This window comes from Ensifer sp. 1H6 (assembly GCF_001976035.1).
Taxonomy (GTDB): domain Bacteria; phylum Pseudomonadota; class Alphaproteobacteria; order Rhizobiales; family Rhizobiaceae; genus Ensifer; species Ensifer canadensis.
Genome location: NZ_MOAI01000008.1, coordinates 125,167 through 139,780, shown reverse-complemented (window position 1 = coordinate 139,780; position 14,614 = coordinate 125,167). Strand labels below are relative to the sequence as shown.

The window sequence follows — 14,614 nt, the reverse complement described above, 5'->3', positions numbered from 1 at the left end:
TGCCGGCACACAGCGACCCGACCGCTATTTGCGAGATAGGTCTCGTGATCAAAACGCTCGGCTGTTGTTGGACCAGACCGGTCCCAGGCGCTCTTCTTCCTTGATGCTGTTCGACCCATAGGAGAACCGGAGGCCACCGAAGATCGTGCTGCTGTCGCCCGACACCGACGAACCGAAACCGGATACCTCCTCGTCGGCGTATTTGTATCCGCCGAACAATGTGACCGGGAAGTATACCGAGCGATAGTTCGCCGTCAGCTTCAGGCTGCGGATGTCGTAGTCGATGCCGCTGTCGGTGATGCGGTCGAGAGCGCCGTCGACATCGAAGCGTACGTTGTCTGTAGCATAGAAGCGAGCGCCGAGCGCGGCCATGTAATGGTCGGCGTCGAAACCCTCCCATCCCGCCTGGCCATAACCGGCCGCACCGTGGATGGTCCATGTGTCCTGGAAATAGGCGCCCTCGATGCCGCCCATATAATCGTTGATGTGGCTGTCGAACCCTGCATCGAGACGCGCCGCCTGCACGAACACACCCGCCGCATAGAGGTTGTCTCGGTAATAACCGTGCAGGGTGCCGTTATAAGTATTCGTGTCGGCGTCCCCGATCGAGGCGCGGGCGTAGCCGAGATCCGTCTGGAGATTGAAGCCGCCGCCTGCATCGAAGTTGACGGCGCCACGCAGCGCCCATGCGTCGGCATCAATGTCGCCGGGAGAATCGACGACGCTTCCGTAGGCGCCTTCGATATATCCCGTTACGCCCAGCGATGCCTGTTCGACCGGCGCTTCATAGTAGTCGGCCGCCCCGACCAATGGCCCATCCATATCGGCGGCCGCTGCGAGCGATGCGCTCGACAAGAGAAAAACAAGAAAACCGTTCGTCCGAAACATCTGCCCACCCCCTGAAAACCCTAGCAAAGAGTAAGCAAACATCGTTAATGCAATCTCAACGCGAATTCCGTTTGCAAGGCATCTGGATGTGAGGGTGTCGAACGCGACCGTGTCTTTCGAAAGGGGCATTCTAGGCATCGGCGCAAGGCGTGCGAAAGTCACGCGTGCCGAGGTGTTTACGCTACTGAATTTGTTTGTGAAAGAGTTTGGCTGGGGAACCTGGATTCGAACCAGGACTAACGGAGTCAGAGTCCGTGGGTCTACCGTTAACCTATTCCCCAAAGCCGCCGTCGGGGCGAAGCCCGTCGGGTTGGTTGGCGGGCTTATAAACAAATCAGCGGCCGATGCAAATACCTTTTGCAAAAAAAATCGCACAGGCGGCGGCGATGGTGTGCTTGGCGGCGATGTCAACAGGCCGGCGAACCGGCAACCCCGGTCTGTCCGTTGGTGTCGGGCAGGGGAAAGCCGCGCAGCCACTTTGTTGTGCACAAGCCGTTTCTCAAAAAAAGTTTGGCGAATGGGGACTGCACTGGTACAGTCGCCCCAACGAAAAATCGAGAAAGCGCCTTGAGCGGCCGAAAGGCTTTGCGCGGCGCGATGGTTGAGACAAGTGAAAGACCCCGATCACGGCGAAAAGCCGTCCGAATCCGGGGCGTCGGCAGCAGGCCGTAGCGATGGACCCAAGATGGGTCCGCGCAACGGCAAGGGCAAGCGGAAACGGCGCAAGTCGTCTGCTTTGCCGTCTGCAATTGCCAGCCAACCCGGCGGTGCCGGCATGGCAGGGCGTCCCGCAGGACCAGACGATGCGGAACCGGCGCGCAAGCGCAAACGGCGTCGTCGTTCGAAATCCGCAAAACAGCAGGCTCAGGCCGCGCCCGCTTCCGCGGGCGGTCGCGACGTGCAGCTTGTCGACCCGGCAATGGGCGACAGGAAGGGGCACAAGCGCAACAAGAAGGCGCGGCATCGCCGTGGCATTCAGGGACGGCCGCTCACCTCGGGCGAGCGTCAGCAGCAAGCACAATCGCGCCCCAGCGAGGGCGCAACCACGTCTAGGCCCGGAGCGCCTCAGTCCGGCGGGCAGGCTGCCCCGCGGGGCGACCAGCCGCGCGCGCCGTTCGTTGCCGCCAGCGAGCCGCCGGCGCCGCTTTATGCGGCGCTGGATCTCGGTACCAACAATTGCCGTCTGCTGATTGCGCAGCCGACCCGCCCCGGCCAGTTCCGGGTGGTGGATGCCTTCTCGCGCATCGTCAGGCTGGGTGAAGGGCTGGGTGCCAGCGGCCGGTTGTCCGAGGACGCGATGGACCGCGCCGTCGAGGCGCTGAAAGTCTGCGCTACCAAACTGGGTGCGCGGATGATTCGCCGCCGCCGGCTGATCGCCACCGAAGCTGCGCGCGCCGCCGAAAACGGCGAAAGCTTCCTCGAGCGCGTGGCCAAGGAAACCGGGCTCGAGCTTGAGATCATCAACCGCGAGACCGAGGCGCGGCTTGCCGTGTCGGGCTGCTCGTCGCTGGTCGATCGCGAGACAAGGTCGGTCGTTCTCTTCGATATCGGCGGAGGCTCCTCGGAGATCGCCGTCATCCGCATCGGCGATAGCAGGTCTAATCGGCTCGCCAATCACATCACCCACTGGACCTCGCTGCCGGTCGGCGTCGTGACCCTTTCCGAACGCCATGGCGGCCAACATGTCACCCCGGCAAACTTCGAAGCCATGGTCCAGGAAGTCGAGGGCATGCTGTCGCGTTTCGACAGCCCGCCGGTCGAAGCGCTGGCAACGGGCATTGCCGGCAGCGGCTTCCACCTGATCGGCACGTCGGGCACGGTGACCACGCTTGCCGGCGTTCATCTGGATCTTCCGCGCTACGACCGCCGCCGCGTCGATGGTCTCTGGCTTTCCGATGACGAGGTGTCCGCCATGCAAGCGCGGCTGCTTTCGTGGGATTTTGATGCGCGGGCGGCAAACCCTTGCATCGGCCCCGATCGCGCCGATCTGGTGCTGGCAGGCTGCGCAATCCTCGAAGCGATCCGTCGCCGCTGGCCATCGACGCGCATGCGTGTTGCCGATCGCGGGCTGCGCGAAGGCTTGCTGACCGACATGATGGCGGATGATGGCGCCTGGCGGCGCTCGCGACCGCGCCGGCATCAGCGCAGCTCAACCACATAATTCCTTCAATCGGACAACGATTTAGGCAATTGTGCGATAACTTCTGCAGATACGGCAGGCCCGGTGCGTCCGAAGGGATGTGCGGCAGTCGCCGCCACGAAGGAAACAAGACATGACGAAACCTCCTGTTGGCGGCAACCGCAGCGGTCGAAAGCTTGGTCAGAAGGTCAAGAAGGGCAAGCTCAAGGCTTCGTCCCGCCGCTGGATCGAGCGCCATATCAACGATCCCTATGTCCAGCGCGCCCAGCTCGAAGGCTACCGGGCGCGCGCGGCCTTCAAGCTCTTGGAGATCGACGAGAAGCACAAGATCCTCAATGGCACCCGTCGCATCATCGACCTGGGTGCCGCTCCCGGCAGCTGGTCGCAGATCGCCGCCAAGGTGACCAATTCGACGGATGGCGATCCGCGTGTGGCAGCGATCGACTTCCTGGAGATGGATCCGCTGCCGGGCGTTCGCATCCTGCAGATGGACTTCCTCGACCCGCAGGCGCCTGAGAAGCTGATGGAAGCGATCGGCGGCACGCCGGATCTGGTCATCTCCGACATGGCGGCGCCGACGACGGGACACCGCCAGACGGACCATTTCCGTACCATGCATCTCTGCGAAGTCGCAGCCCATTTCGCCGTCGACGTTCTCGCAGAAGGTGGGCATTTCCTGGCAAAAACCTTCCAGGGCGGCACCGAGCGCGATCTGCTCAACATGCTCAAACAGAATTTCCGCCAGGTCATCCACATCAAGCCGGCGTCTTCGCGTGCCGAATCGGTGGAAATGTTCCTGCTCGCCAAGGGCTTCAAGGGACGCCGCGTCACCGACACGGACGAACCGATGGAAGACGAGGCTGCGGACTAAATCATGCTGCTTTATGTGACGGTCGGCACCAACGATCTCGACGGCGCGGGCGTGTTTTACGACCCGGTTCTGGCGACGCTCGGATACCGCCGTCAGCGCCAGGACGAGACCGAAATCGGCTACAGCGCCGATGGCGATATCAGGTGCCGCTTCTGGGTGGTGACACCGTTCAATGGCAAGCCTGCGACCTTTGGCAATGGAGCGACCATCGCGCTTGAAGCCGAAACGCGCGCGGCGGTCGATGCCTTCCATGCGGCAGCACTTGCCAACGGCGGCACGGACGAGGGCGCCCCCGGCCTCAGGCCGTTCCACGCGCATTTCTACGCGGCCTTCGTGCGCGACCGGGATGGCAACAAGCTGTCTGCCGTCTGCGAACGGCCGGAATAATCTTTCACTTTCCTGCCGTCGTTTCGATTTCCCGCACGGGCAGCCTGTGGCCGGAAACGGATGCGCCGGCATTCTTCGCCATTGTCAGGAACGGGATTGCCGCCAGAAGGTTGGCGATGGCGATGATCATGAAGGCAGTATGGAAGTTGTCGAGTTGCAGCGGCCCGCCGCTGAGCGAGGTCTCGATTTCGAGGATCGCGCCGGCAACGGCCACGCCGAGCGCCAGGCTGATCTGCTGCAGAACCGCGCTCATCGATGTCGCCTTGCTGGCATCCGCATCGTCGATATCGGCAAACGACAGTGCGTTGACGCTGGTGAAGAAGAACGAGCGGGCAAAACCGGCGATCAAGAGAATGGTGACCATCACCAGATAGGGCGTTGCCGGCGTGAAGAAGCCGTTGGCGAAGGTGGTGACCGCTGCAATGATGGCGGCGATGATCAGCGTCGTGCGGAAGCCGGCGAAGGCGAGCACGCGGCGCGCATAGAATTTGGTGGTGATCGCGCCGACCGCGCCGATGAAGGTGATCATCCCGGACTGGAACGGGTTGAGGCCGAAACCGACCTGCAGCATCAGCGGCATCAGGAAGGGCACCGCGCCGACGGAAATGCGGAATACCGTGCCGCCGATCTGGGCGGCGCGAAACGCGCTGTCCTGAAACAGTTTGAGGTCGAGGATCGGGTGCGGATGGCTTCGGGCATGGACGATGTAAAGCAGGGTGGCGATCACACCCGTGATGACCGAGCCGATACCGATGATCGGCGGCAGCGCCGGCAGGCTGATGACCGACAGGCCGAAGACGACGCCGGATGCGGCGATGCCGCCGAGCAGGAAGCCGACAATGTCGACCGGCGGCGGATTGCGGGGTTCCATGTGGGGCAGGTAGATGCCGGAGAGGATATAGCCGGCGATGCCGACAGGCACGTTGATCAGGAAGATCCAGTGCCAGGAGAAATAGGTGGTGATGAAGCCGCCGAGCGGCGGCCCGGCAAGCGGCCCCACCAGCGCCGGGATCGTGAGCAGCGCCATGGCCGAGACGAGCTCGCTGCGCGGTGCGCTGCGCACCAAGACGAGGCGGGCGACGGGCGTCATCATCGCACCGCCCATGCCCTGCAGGAACCGTGACAGCACGAAGGCGAGCAGGCTGTCGGAGATGGCGCAAAGGATTGAACCAGCGATGAAGACGAGGATCGCCGCGCGAAAGATCTTCTTGGCGCCGAAACGGTCGGCCATCCAGCCGCTCAAGGGGATGAAGATCGCCAGCGACACCATATAGGCGGTCAGCGCCAGCTTGAGCGTGATCGGCCCGACGCCGATGTCGCGGGCGATAGCCGGCAGCGATGTCGAAATGACGGTGGAATCCATCTGCTCCATGAAGAGCGCGACGGCTAGGATCATCGGGACGATACGGTTCATGCGAATTTACCTTGGGCGTGGTCAGCGTCAGCTCGGCTCCAAGCTAGCGCTTGCGATGGCTTTGTCGGGACCAAACCGACGATTGTGGATCAAAAGCCTGTGATCCCGCCTGTCCGTTGCTGTCAAGACGCTAGTTCTGGCCGGGTGATGGAACCGAAGCTGCGATTTCGGGAGAAAATGATGACGAGCGACATGTCGATGAACCGCCGCACCTTGATGACGGCGGGGACAACGGGTGTATTGGCGGCACCCTCAATCATGGTGGGATCTGCCGCAGCGCAGGAAAAAGCGGACAACCGGAACATGCAATCAGCACAAACGCCCATCCGGGCTCTCAAACTCGGCGCGCTCAAGGTTGTTGTCATCAGCGACGGCACGCGCGTCTCTGCCAGGCCGCATGAGACCTACGGCACGAACCAGTCGGAACAGGCCGTATCCGAATTGCTGGCCAAGAATTTTCTTCCAACCGACGCGCTGCTCAACAGCTATTCGCCTGTTCTCGTCGATACCGGGAGCGAGGTGATCCTGTTCGACACCGGCCTGGGCGAAGCCGGACGGGAAGCGGGTTCCGGCCGCCTCATCGACGGCATCCGCGCGGCTGGCTACGCGCCCGAGCGCGTCTCCGTGGTGGTGCTGACGCATATGCACGGCGACCATATCGGCGGCCTGATGGAGGGCGGCAAGCCGGCCTTTGCCAATGCCCGTTATATCATCGGCGAGGCCGAATATGCCTTCTGGAAGGACCCGGCCCGGGTCGGCACGCCGGCCGAGGGTGGCCATAAGGGTGTGCTGGAAAAGGTCGTGCCGCTCGCCGAGAAGGCGACGTTCATCGGCGACGGCGCCGACGTGGCGCCGGGCATTTCGGCGATGGCTGCCTTCGGCCATTCCCCCGGACACATGGTGTTCCGTCTCGAATCGGACGGCAAGGCGATGATGCTGACGGCCGATACCGCCAATCATTATGTCCTGTCGCTGCAGCGGCCGGACTGGGAGGTGCGCTTCGACATGGACAAGGCAGCGGCTGCCGTCTCGCGCCGCAAGGTCTTCGACATGATTGCGAACGAAAGACTGCCCTTCATCGGCTACCACATGCCATTCCCGGCCGTCGGTTTCGTGGAAGTGCACGACCAGGGCTATCGCTTCGTGCCGGCGAGCTACCAGCTCGATATCTGAGCTTTGCGGACGGGCAAAAATGTTGCCATGCAACAACAATGGGTCGAGCCCGGGACATTTCCCGGGCTTTGCTATTTTCATCCTGACATATCCGTGTTACGAGCCCTCGCCAACTTCCAAGAAAAGCTTTGAAGTCACCCGGTGGGCAAATCGCAGCCCGTTTCCCGGGGATTTTCGTTTATTGAAGGGAATTGGCCATGGCGCGTATCATCGAAACGGCAACCGGTCTGGAGGCTCTGACCTTCGACGACGTTCTGCTCCAGCCCGGGCATTCCGAAGTCATGCCGGGACAGACGAACATCTCTACCCGCATCGCGCAGGATATCGACCTCAACCTCCCGATCCTTTCCTCGGCCATGGATACCGTGACCGAAGGACGCCTGGCGATCGCCATGGCACAGGCCGGCGGCATCGGCGTCATCCACCGCAACCTGACGCCGGTCGAGCAGGCCGAAGAGGTCCGCCAGGTCAAGAAGTTCGAAAGCGGCATGGTCGTCAATCCGGTGACGATCGGTCCCGATGGCACCCTGGCGGACGCCCTCGGCCTGATGAAGATCCATGGCATTTCCGGTATCCCGGTCGTTGAAAACGGCGGCAACGGTGGCCAGAAGCAGGGCCGTCTCGTCGGTATCCTCACCAATCGCGACGTGCGTTTCGCCTCCGATCCGAACCAGAAGATCTACGAGTTGATGACGCGTGAAAACCTCATCACCGTCAAGGAAAGCGTCGACCAGCAGGAGGCCAAGCGCCTGCTGCACATGCACCGCATCGAAAAGCTTCTGGTCGTCGACGGCGACGGCCGTTGCGTCGGCCTCATCACCGTCAAGGACATCGAGAAGTCGCAGTTGAACCCCAACGCCTCCAAGGATGCGCAGGGCCGTCTTCGCGCCGCCGCCGCCATCTCCGTCGGCGATGATGGCTTCGAGCGCGCCGAACGTCTGATCGACGCCGGCGTCGACCTTATTGTTGTCGATACCGCGCACGGCCATTCGCAGCGCGTTCTCGATGCGGTCACCCGCGTCAAGACGCTGTCGAACTCGGTTCGCATCATGGCCGGCAACGTCGCCACCGCTGATGGCACCAAGGCGTTGATCGACGCCGGTGCCGATGCGGTCAAGGTGGGTATCGGTCCGGGCTCGATCTGCACCACGCGTATCGTGGCCGGCGTCGGCGTTCCGCAGCTGGCCGCGATCATGGCTGCTGTCGAAGCCGCTCAGGCCGCGGACATTCCCGTCATCGCCGACGGCGGTATCAAGTTCTCGGGCGACCTGGCCAAGGCGATCGCCGCCGGCGCTTCCGCCGTCATGGTCGGTTCGCTGCTTGCCGGTACCGACGAAAGCCCAGGTGAAGTGTTCCTCTACCAGGGCCGCTCGTTCAAGGCCTATCGTGGCATGGGTTCCGTTGGCGCGATGGCGCGGGGCTCGGCCGACCGCTATTTCCAGGCCGAAGTGCGCGACACGCTGAAGCTCGTACCGGAAGGCATCGAAGGCCAGGTTCCCTACAAGGGCCCTGTGTCCGGCGTTCTGCATCAGCTCGCCGGCGGCCTCAAGGCGTCGATGGGTTATGTCGGCGGCGCGACGATCAAGGACTATCAGGAGCGCGCCACCTTCGTGCGCATCTCCGGCGCCGGCCTTCGGGAAAGCCATGCGCATGATGTCACCATCACCCGCGAAAGCCCGAACTATCCGGGCTCGCACTAAGAGTCCTCCCGGGGGGCGCCGGCCGGCGCCCCCGTTTTTCCTGATGGGGGGTGCCATCCGGCGCCCCCGTTTTCCTGTTTGGTTGTGTCGAGTGGAGTAAGAGCGGTGACGGGCTTCGAGATCTTCCGGCCGATGGTGGCGCATGTGCTGCTCGTTTTCGTCCTCTATGCCCTGCTGTCGATCCGCCGCGTCGGTCTCGTGCGGGCCGGCAAGGTTTCGGTTTCGCAGTTTCGCGAGAACCGCGACGAGCCGGGCGAGAGCCTGGTCGTCCGCAACAGCATCGCCAACCAGTTCGAACTGCCGGTGCTTTTCCACGTCTGCTGCGTGCTTCTCTACATCACCGAGGCTGACAATATCGTCTCGCTGGCGCTCGCCTGGGTGTTCATTGCTTCGCGCTATCTGCATGCCTTCGTCCATGTCACCAGCAACCGCATCCGCTACCGCCGACCGCTGTTCATGGTCGGCGTGGCTGCACTCGGTGGGATGTGGATCTGGCTTTCCGTCTGGATGGCGATGAACTGATGGCTGCGTGTTTCCTTAAATCGCAGCCGGTTTCAGGACAAAACAGGCAGCAATTCAAAACGCTACAGCGACCTCTGCGCGTCTGGTAAGACGCGCGGCGCTTTGGGTCGGGTGCCGCTCCGGCACGACTGACGCAAATCTGCGACACTTTCCGACATGAACTTCGCGCCTTGATGCGTATCAAGTACCCGTCACGACTTTGCGGATAGTCTGGCTGTCGTTAGCGTAGCTTTGTCGCTGGCGCCTCGCGTGCCCGGCAAAGGCCTTTGCGCCGACGTCGAACAAGACAGCATCGGAGATCGATATGACCGCAACGATGAAAGCCGCCGTGGTGCGCGAATTCCGCAAGCCGCTCGTGATCGAGGAAATGCCGATACCAGTGCCCGGTCCCGGCCAGGTGCTGATCAAGTTTCAGGCGACCGGCGTCTGCCATACCGACCTGCATGCGGTGAACGGTGACTGGCCGGTAAAACCCAATCCACCATTCATCCCCGGCCACGAGGGCGTCGGTTATGTCGCCAAGCTCGGCTCCGGCGTCAAGCGGCTGAAGGAAGGCGACCGCGTCGGCGTGCCGTGGCTGCACACCGCCTGCGGTGGTTGCACGCCATGCCGGACCGGATGGGAGACGCTCTGCGGCAGCCAGCAGAACACCGGCTATTCGGTCAACGGCACGTTCGCGGAGTATGGCCTGGCCGATCCGGACTTTGTCGGCCGGCTGCCTGATAAGCTCGAGTTCGGCCCGGCGGCGCCCGTCCTTTGCGCCGGCGTCACGGTTTACAAGGGTCTCAAGGAAACGGAAGTGCGCCCCGGCGAATGGGCGCTGATCTCCGGCATCGGCGGTCTCGGTCACATGGCGGTTCAATACGCCAAGGCCATGGGCATGCATGTCGCAGCCGTCGATATCTTCCCCGACAAGCTGGCGCTGGCGGGAAAGCTGGGCGCCGATCTCGTCGTCGATGCGCGCGACAAGGATGCGGTCGAGCAGGTGCAGAAGGCGACCGGCGGCGTGCACGGCGCGCTGGTGACGGCCGTGGCACCCAAGGCGATGGAGCAGGCCTTCAACATGCTGCGCTCCAAGGGAACGATGGCGTTGGTCGGTCTGCCGCCTGGCCAGATGTGCGTGCCGATCTTCGATACGGTCCTGAAGCGCATCACCATCCGCGGCTCTATCGTCGGCACCCGCCAGGACCTCGAGGAGTCACTGGAGTTTGCGGGCGAGGGCAAGGTCGCCTCCCACTTCACCTGGGACAAGATCGAGAACATCAACGCCATCTTCCAGCGCATGGAAGAGGGCAAGATCGATGGCCGCATTGTGCTTGATCTCGCCGGCTGATCCGCCTGCTGCGAAGTGTGCCTTTCCGCCAAGCGGTAACGCAAGTTTGTATGTTCGATGCCGCCCGCTGACCTATTCTGTCGCGGGCGGTAATCTTTCGCGCTGCCGCCACTGCATAATTCCTTAAATCGGAACCGATTTGTGGGAGAAATCATGCAGCGAGTTTAAAGCCTTACAGCGCCCTTGGCGCACCATATCTAACGCGCGGCGCTGTTGAGGAGAAGAAACCGAAGGAGGCCGTCATGAACAAACCCGTCATCACGCAGGCAATGATCGACGCTTACGACGAGTACACCCATCTCAGTCTTGATCGCCGCCGTTTCATGGAAACGCTGACCGCGCTTGCCGGCTCTGCCGCGGCCGCAGCATCAATTGCCCCCTTGCTTGCTGCTAGCAGCGCCAAGGCCGAAATGATCGCAGATACCGACAATCGCATCATCGGCGAGGACATTTCCTATCCCGGCGCCGACGGCGACATGAAGGGCTATCTGGTCCGCCCGGCAAACATGACCGGAAAGCTGCCGGCCGTCATCGTCATCCACGAGAACCGCGGGCTCAATCCACATATTCGCGATGTCGCCCGCCGCATGGCGCTCGAGGGCTTCATCGCGCTCGCCCCGGATTTTCTGTCGCCATCGGGCGGCACGCCGGCGGATGAGGACAAGGCACGCGAGATGATCGGCGCGCTCGATGCCGCCGAAACCAATGCGGATGCTGTGGCAACCGTCGCATTCCTCGAAGAGCACGCGCAGTCGACCGGCAAGGTCGGCGCCATCGGCTTTTGCTGGGGCGGTGGACTGGTCAATCGGCTTGCGGTCAATGCGCCCGATCTCAAGGCGGGTGTCGCCTATTATGGCGCGCAGCCCAAGGCCGAGAACGTGCCGAAGATCAAGGCGGCGCTGTTGCTGCATTATGCCGGCCTCGACGAACGCATTAATGCGGGTATCGAAGCCTATCGCAAGGCGCTGACCGACAATGGCAAGGACGCGACGATCTATGTCTATGACGGCGTCAACCACGCCTTCAACAACGACACGTCGGCCGCCCGCTACGACAAGGCCGCAGCCGATCTTGCCTGGAGCCGCACTGTCGAATTTCTGAAGGCGAAGCTCGGCTAGAGCAATTCCAGGAAGAGTGTGAAACGGTTTCCCGTCCGGAATTGCGTTATTTCAACGAGTTAGATCATTTCACTGTTTCGATGAAACAGTGAAATGATCTAGCCGCTCACGCCTATGAAGGCGGCGCGATCAGCAGCGCTACCTTGTAAGCGGGGAGAAGAGGCGGGCACTGGGTCCGCCTCTTCCCTCCCGTCTCGTTTCGCATAAAAAAGGCCGCGCCTCCCACGGGAAGCGCGGCCTTTTTGCTAAGTGTCGAAAAATGCTTACCAGCCCGGCAGCATGTGGCTTTGCCGCAGCCGCGGATAGCGCGGAAAACCCTTGATATCGCCGTCGATGTCGTCGTTGACGGTGATCGGCGTGATGTTGTCCAGGCAGGCGGTGATGTGGTTGGTGATCGCATTCGATAGCGATGGCGACAGACCCGGCCGCTTCATGATGCCGATCTGCACTGGAGCCAGCGCCGGGAAGCCGTCCGCAAGCGTCAGCACCTTCATGCCCGGACGCAGCGCCGATTCCGGCAGGACCGAAACCGCCATGCCGGCAAGCACGGCGGCCGCGACCACGGTCGAGGACCAACTGGTAAACAGGATCTGGTATTCCTTGCCGGTCGCATCGAGCGCGGCGCAGGCCGCCTGCCGCCACTGGCAGTCGCGTCGGCCGACCGCAAGCGGGATTGGCGCATTTTCCGGCAGCGGATGGTTGATCGAACTTACCCAACAGAGCGGCTCTGTGCGCACCACGTCCGAGGCTCGGGCACGTGGATTGTGCGTAACCAGTGCGATGTCGAGATCGCCCTTGGCCATCTTCTCCGCAAGATCCACCGAAGGTTCGCAGATGATGTAGAGCTCGACGTTCGGATGCGTCTTGGCAAACCGCACGATGATCTCCGGCATGTAGCGGTCGGCATAGTCATCAGGCGTGCCGATGCGCAGCGTGCCCTCGAGGCGATTGTCGTCGAAGGAGGCCATCGCCTCGTTGTTGAGACGGATCATCCGGCGGGCGAAGTTGAGCAGCCGGTCACCCTCGACGGTCAGGCGGTTGCCGCGCCCGTCCTTCATGAACAACGGCTTGCCGATGCGCTCTTCCAGGCGCCGCATCTGCATGGATACGGCCGACTGTGTCTTGAAAACCCGGTCGGCGGCCTTGGTGAAGCTGCCCGTGTCGGCGATCGCGACAAAGGTTTGCAGCTGATCAATGTCAAGCGGTGCGGACATGGCCGTGATACACCCATAAGATTGTTTGATGAATATCATTAAAAACATTCGTTGGACTGATCAATAAGGATTTGCGATCTATCAGGGGCAAATTTCATTGATCCCGGCCGGCACAGGTGCCGGCTAATCCCAACTTCCCTGGCCCACCCCTGCGTTTGACCTCGCGCAGGGGACGGGTCCCTTCGTGCCTGAAAAAAGGAGTACCGTCATGCGCACGACCGACCACGTCCTCGACCTCGTTGCCGGAAAGCAGGCCTATGCCTCCCGCGCCGCTGGCGTTATCGGCGTGATGACGGCTGCATGGCGCCTGTTTCGAAGCCGATGCCAGATTGCGCGTCTGAATGAGCTGGATGACCGCCAACTGCTCGATATGGGGCTACGGCGCGAAGATGTGCACGAGGCGATCACCTCGCCCTTCTTCGACAATCCCGCCAGCTATCTGACGCGTGCGTCGCGAAACCGCGTGAGCCTCTTCTACAAGGGGATCCGTCACGATTGATTTCCCTATGGCGCATCCCGCCGCTTGAGATGCGCCAGTCGAGCATGATCCGCGCAAGCTGCCGCCAACGCGGGTCATGCTACGAATTTCGAAGTTTCGGTGCTGCTGCCTCTATCGCGCGCCCAAACGTTCCCCGCAGGGTAGAGCCAATAGACCCTGCCGCTTGGCCCGGTACATGAACCAAGACATGTACCGGGCCTTTTTCTTTTCCAGCAGGTGCCGGATTGGTGAGGGTAGCGTCGTCGAGCGTTTCCGGTTTAGACGGAGTCGCAGAAACGCTCTATCTCTTTGTTTTTACGCATTTCCAGGCGGAAAACCACTTCGCACTTTTTCTGGAAATGCTCTAATCCAGCTCAGGCCTTGTCGCCGGTGCCGGTCTTGTAGCTGTCGAACAGCGCCTCGATGTTCTTCTGATATTCCTTCTGCATTTCCAGCCCGCTGTCGAACATGCTGTTCATCATCTGCGAAAACTGGGCGACGGCAGGATTGTCAGCAGCCGGCTTGGCTGTCGTGCCGGCGCCGGTCTGCATCATGTCCTGGAACGCCTTCATGAAGGGATTATCGGCGAAGAGGTCGGGCGCCTTGGCCTTCTCTTCTTTCTTGCCGGCACCGAAGAAGTCCTGCATCGCCTGCGTAAACGGATTGTCGAAGGGGTTGGCCTGCGGCTCCGGCTTCCTGGCAAGGCCGGCCGCCTGCATCCACTGCTGCATCATCGTTGCCATCGGATTGTTGGCAAAGGCGACGTTCGCGCCTGCAAACTGGCCCGTCGCCTGCTTGAACAGCCCGCCCATCAACGTATCGGCCATGGCCGGCAGCATCTGCTTGTAGATCTCCTGGCTGATGCCGGTGACCTGGGCTGCCTGGGCCGCGATCGCGCGCGACATTTCCTTGGAGCCGAAGAGCTGGCCGAGGATGCCGTTGCCGTCGGCCATGCCTTGCGGCGTGAATGCCTGGCTCACGTCCTCGAAGTATTTGGCATAGCTGCCGCTGGACATCGCCGTCAGCAGCGCGCCGAAATCGTAGGGGTTTGTGGTGTTGCGCTTGAAGGCGGCGGAAAAGGCCGGGAGCAGCGCTGCGGTAGCTTTCGCCATCTGCTCCTGCGCAAGCCCGAATTGTCGAGCCATCAGCTCCGTGGCCTGTCCGTTCTGCGCCTGCGTGAACATGTCAAAAAGCGGTGCCATCCCCGGTTCCCTTCGGCTGCTGCCTGATTCCTTAGATCGGAACGATTTAAGGGGAAAATGATGCAGCAAGTGTAAAGCGTGGCAGCGTCCTTTGCGCGTCATGTCTGATGCGCGGCGCTGCAAGCGACGCATATCGTTGCACTATACCGGGAAATTGGAGGCTGGAAACCGCTT

General features: G+C 62.0%; 14 protein-coding genes and 1 tRNA gene. 10 read left to right on the top strand and 5 right to left on the bottom strand.

Going from position 1 to position 14,614, the window contains the following annotated elements:
* Positions 1-48 precede the first annotated feature (48 nt).
* Complete coding sequence (locus BKP54_RS12030) at positions 49-888, bottom strand: hypothetical protein (protein WP_025426022.1); 840 nt, start codon at positions 886-888, stop codon at positions 49-51.
* A gap of 207 nt (positions 889-1,095) precedes the next feature.
* Positions 1,096-1,169, bottom strand: a tRNA-Gln gene (locus tag BKP54_RS12025).
* Between the two features lie 63 nt (positions 1,170-1,232).
* On the opposite strand from BKP54_RS12025, the gene BKP54_RS36260 reads away from it, so the two are divergent.
* The 4 genes from BKP54_RS36260 to BKP54_RS12010 all read left to right on the top strand — a co-directional run bounded on the left by BKP54_RS36260 (position 1,233) and on the right by BKP54_RS12010 (position 4,286).
* Positions 1,233-1,493: a hypothetical protein gene (locus BKP54_RS36260; protein ID WP_128090403.1), complete on the top strand. Its 261-nt coding sequence runs from the start codon at positions 1,233-1,235 to the stop codon at positions 1,491-1,493.
* A gap of 5 nt (positions 1,494-1,498) precedes the next feature.
* Positions 1,499-3,049 carry a Ppx/GppA phosphatase family protein gene (locus BKP54_RS12020; RefSeq protein ID WP_025426023.1) on the top strand — a complete coding sequence of 517 codons (1,551 nt, stop codon included), beginning with the start codon at positions 1,499-1,501 and terminating at the stop codon, positions 3,047-3,049.
* A gap of 112 nt (positions 3,050-3,161) precedes the next feature.
* Entirely contained in the window at positions 3,162-3,899 is a 738-nt protein-coding gene (locus BKP54_RS12015) for an RlmE family RNA methyltransferase (RefSeq protein WP_025426024.1), read from the top strand.
* A 3-nt stretch (positions 3,900-3,902) separates the two neighbouring features.
* Positions 3,903-4,286 carry a VOC family protein gene (locus tag BKP54_RS12010; RefSeq protein ID WP_025426025.1) on the top strand — a complete coding sequence of 128 codons (384 nt, stop codon included), beginning with the start codon at positions 3,903-3,905 and terminating at the stop codon, positions 4,284-4,286.
* Positions 4,287-4,290: 4 nt separating this feature from the next.
* On the opposite strand, the gene BKP54_RS12005 is transcribed toward BKP54_RS12010, so the two are convergent.
* Positions 4,291-5,700: a DHA2 family efflux MFS transporter permease subunit gene (locus BKP54_RS12005; protein ID WP_025426026.1), complete on the bottom strand. Its 1,410-nt coding sequence runs from the start codon at positions 5,698-5,700 to the stop codon at positions 4,291-4,293.
* A 180-nt stretch (positions 5,701-5,880) separates the two neighbouring features.
* Here BKP54_RS12005 and BKP54_RS12000 point away from each other — a divergent pair, with 180 nt between their 5' ends.
* The 5 genes from BKP54_RS12000 to BKP54_RS11980 all read left to right on the top strand — a co-directional run bounded on the left by BKP54_RS12000 (position 5,881) and on the right by BKP54_RS11980 (position 11,546).
* Complete coding sequence (locus BKP54_RS12000) at positions 5,881-6,873, top strand: MBL fold metallo-hydrolase (protein WP_025426027.1); 993 nt, start codon at positions 5,881-5,883, stop codon at positions 6,871-6,873.
* A gap of 197 nt (positions 6,874-7,070) precedes the next feature.
* Positions 7,071-8,573: an IMP dehydrogenase gene (gene guaB, locus BKP54_RS11995; RefSeq protein ID WP_025426028.1), complete on the top strand. Its 1,503-nt coding sequence runs from the start codon at positions 7,071-7,073 to the stop codon at positions 8,571-8,573.
* A 105-nt stretch (positions 8,574-8,678) separates the two neighbouring features.
* Entirely contained in the window at positions 8,679-9,095 is a 417-nt protein-coding gene (locus BKP54_RS11990) for an MAPEG family protein (protein WP_025426029.1), read from the top strand.
* Positions 9,096-9,399: 304 nt separating this feature from the next.
* Positions 9,400-10,428 (top strand): alcohol dehydrogenase AdhP, encoded by a 1,029-nt coding sequence (adhP, locus tag BKP54_RS11985; RefSeq protein WP_025426030.1) that lies wholly within the window; start codon positions 9,400-9,402, stop codon positions 10,426-10,428.
* A gap of 242 nt (positions 10,429-10,670) precedes the next feature.
* Entirely contained in the window at positions 10,671-11,546 is an 876-nt protein-coding gene (locus BKP54_RS11980; protein ID WP_025426031.1) for a dienelactone hydrolase family protein, read from the top strand.
* A gap of 263 nt (positions 11,547-11,809) precedes the next feature.
* Here BKP54_RS11980 and BKP54_RS11975 read toward each other — a convergent pair whose 3' ends face one another.
* The gene (locus BKP54_RS11975) at positions 11,810-12,760 is read right to left on the bottom strand and encodes a LysR substrate-binding domain-containing protein (protein WP_025426032.1); all 951 of its coding nucleotides are present in this window, start codon (positions 12,758-12,760) and stop codon (positions 11,810-11,812) included.
* A gap of 208 nt (positions 12,761-12,968) precedes the next feature.
* Here BKP54_RS11975 and BKP54_RS11970 point away from each other — a divergent pair, with 208 nt between their 5' ends.
* Complete coding sequence (locus BKP54_RS11970) at positions 12,969-13,259, top strand: DUF1127 domain-containing protein (RefSeq protein WP_057211569.1); 291 nt, start codon at positions 12,969-12,971, stop codon at positions 13,257-13,259.
* 353 nt (positions 13,260-13,612) lie between these two features.
* Here BKP54_RS11970 and BKP54_RS11965 read toward each other — a convergent pair whose 3' ends face one another.
* The gene (locus BKP54_RS11965; RefSeq protein ID WP_057211571.1) at positions 13,613-14,440 is read right to left on the bottom strand and encodes a DUF937 domain-containing protein; all 828 of its coding nucleotides are present in this window, start codon (positions 14,438-14,440) and stop codon (positions 13,613-13,615) included.
* Positions 14,441-14,614: the final 174 nt, after the last annotated feature.

Excerpts from the sequence above, each read along its gene's own strand:
- BKP54_RS12030 (WP_025426022.1), bottom strand. The coding sequence starts at position 888 with ATGTTTCGGACGAACGGTTTTCTTGTTTTTCTCTTGTCGAGCGCATCG.
- BKP54_RS36260 (WP_128090403.1), top strand. The coding sequence starts at position 1,233 with ATGCAAATACCTTTTGCAAAAAAAATCGCACAGGCGGCGGCGATGGTG.
- BKP54_RS12015 (WP_025426024.1), top strand. The coding sequence starts at position 3,162 with ATGACGAAACCTCCTGTTGGCGGCAACCGCAGCGGTCGAAAGCTTGGT.
- BKP54_RS12010 (WP_025426025.1), top strand. The coding sequence starts at position 3,903 with ATGCTGCTTTATGTGACGGTCGGCACCAACGATCTCGACGGCGCGGGC.
- BKP54_RS12005 (WP_025426026.1), bottom strand. The coding sequence starts at position 5,700 with ATGAACCGTATCGTCCCGATGATCCTAGCCGTCGCGCTCTTCATGGAG.
- BKP54_RS12000 (WP_025426027.1), top strand. The coding sequence starts at position 5,881 with ATGACGAGCGACATGTCGATGAACCGCCGCACCTTGATGACGGCGGGG.
- guaB (WP_025426028.1), top strand. The coding sequence starts at position 7,071 with ATGGCGCGTATCATCGAAACGGCAACCGGTCTGGAGGCTCTGACCTTC.
- adhP (WP_025426030.1), top strand. The coding sequence starts at position 9,400 with ATGACCGCAACGATGAAAGCCGCCGTGGTGCGCGAATTCCGCAAGCCG.
- BKP54_RS11980 (WP_025426031.1), top strand. The coding sequence starts at position 10,671 with ATGAACAAACCCGTCATCACGCAGGCAATGATCGACGCTTACGACGAG.
- BKP54_RS11975 (WP_025426032.1), bottom strand. The coding sequence starts at position 12,760 with ATGTCCGCACCGCTTGACATTGATCAGCTGCAAACCTTTGTCGCGATC.
- BKP54_RS11970 (WP_057211569.1), top strand. The coding sequence starts at position 12,969 with ATGCGCACGACCGACCACGTCCTCGACCTCGTTGCCGGAAAGCAGGCC.
- BKP54_RS11965 (WP_057211571.1), bottom strand. The coding sequence starts at position 14,440 with ATGGCACCGCTTTTTGACATGTTCACGCAGGCGCAGAACGGACAGGCC.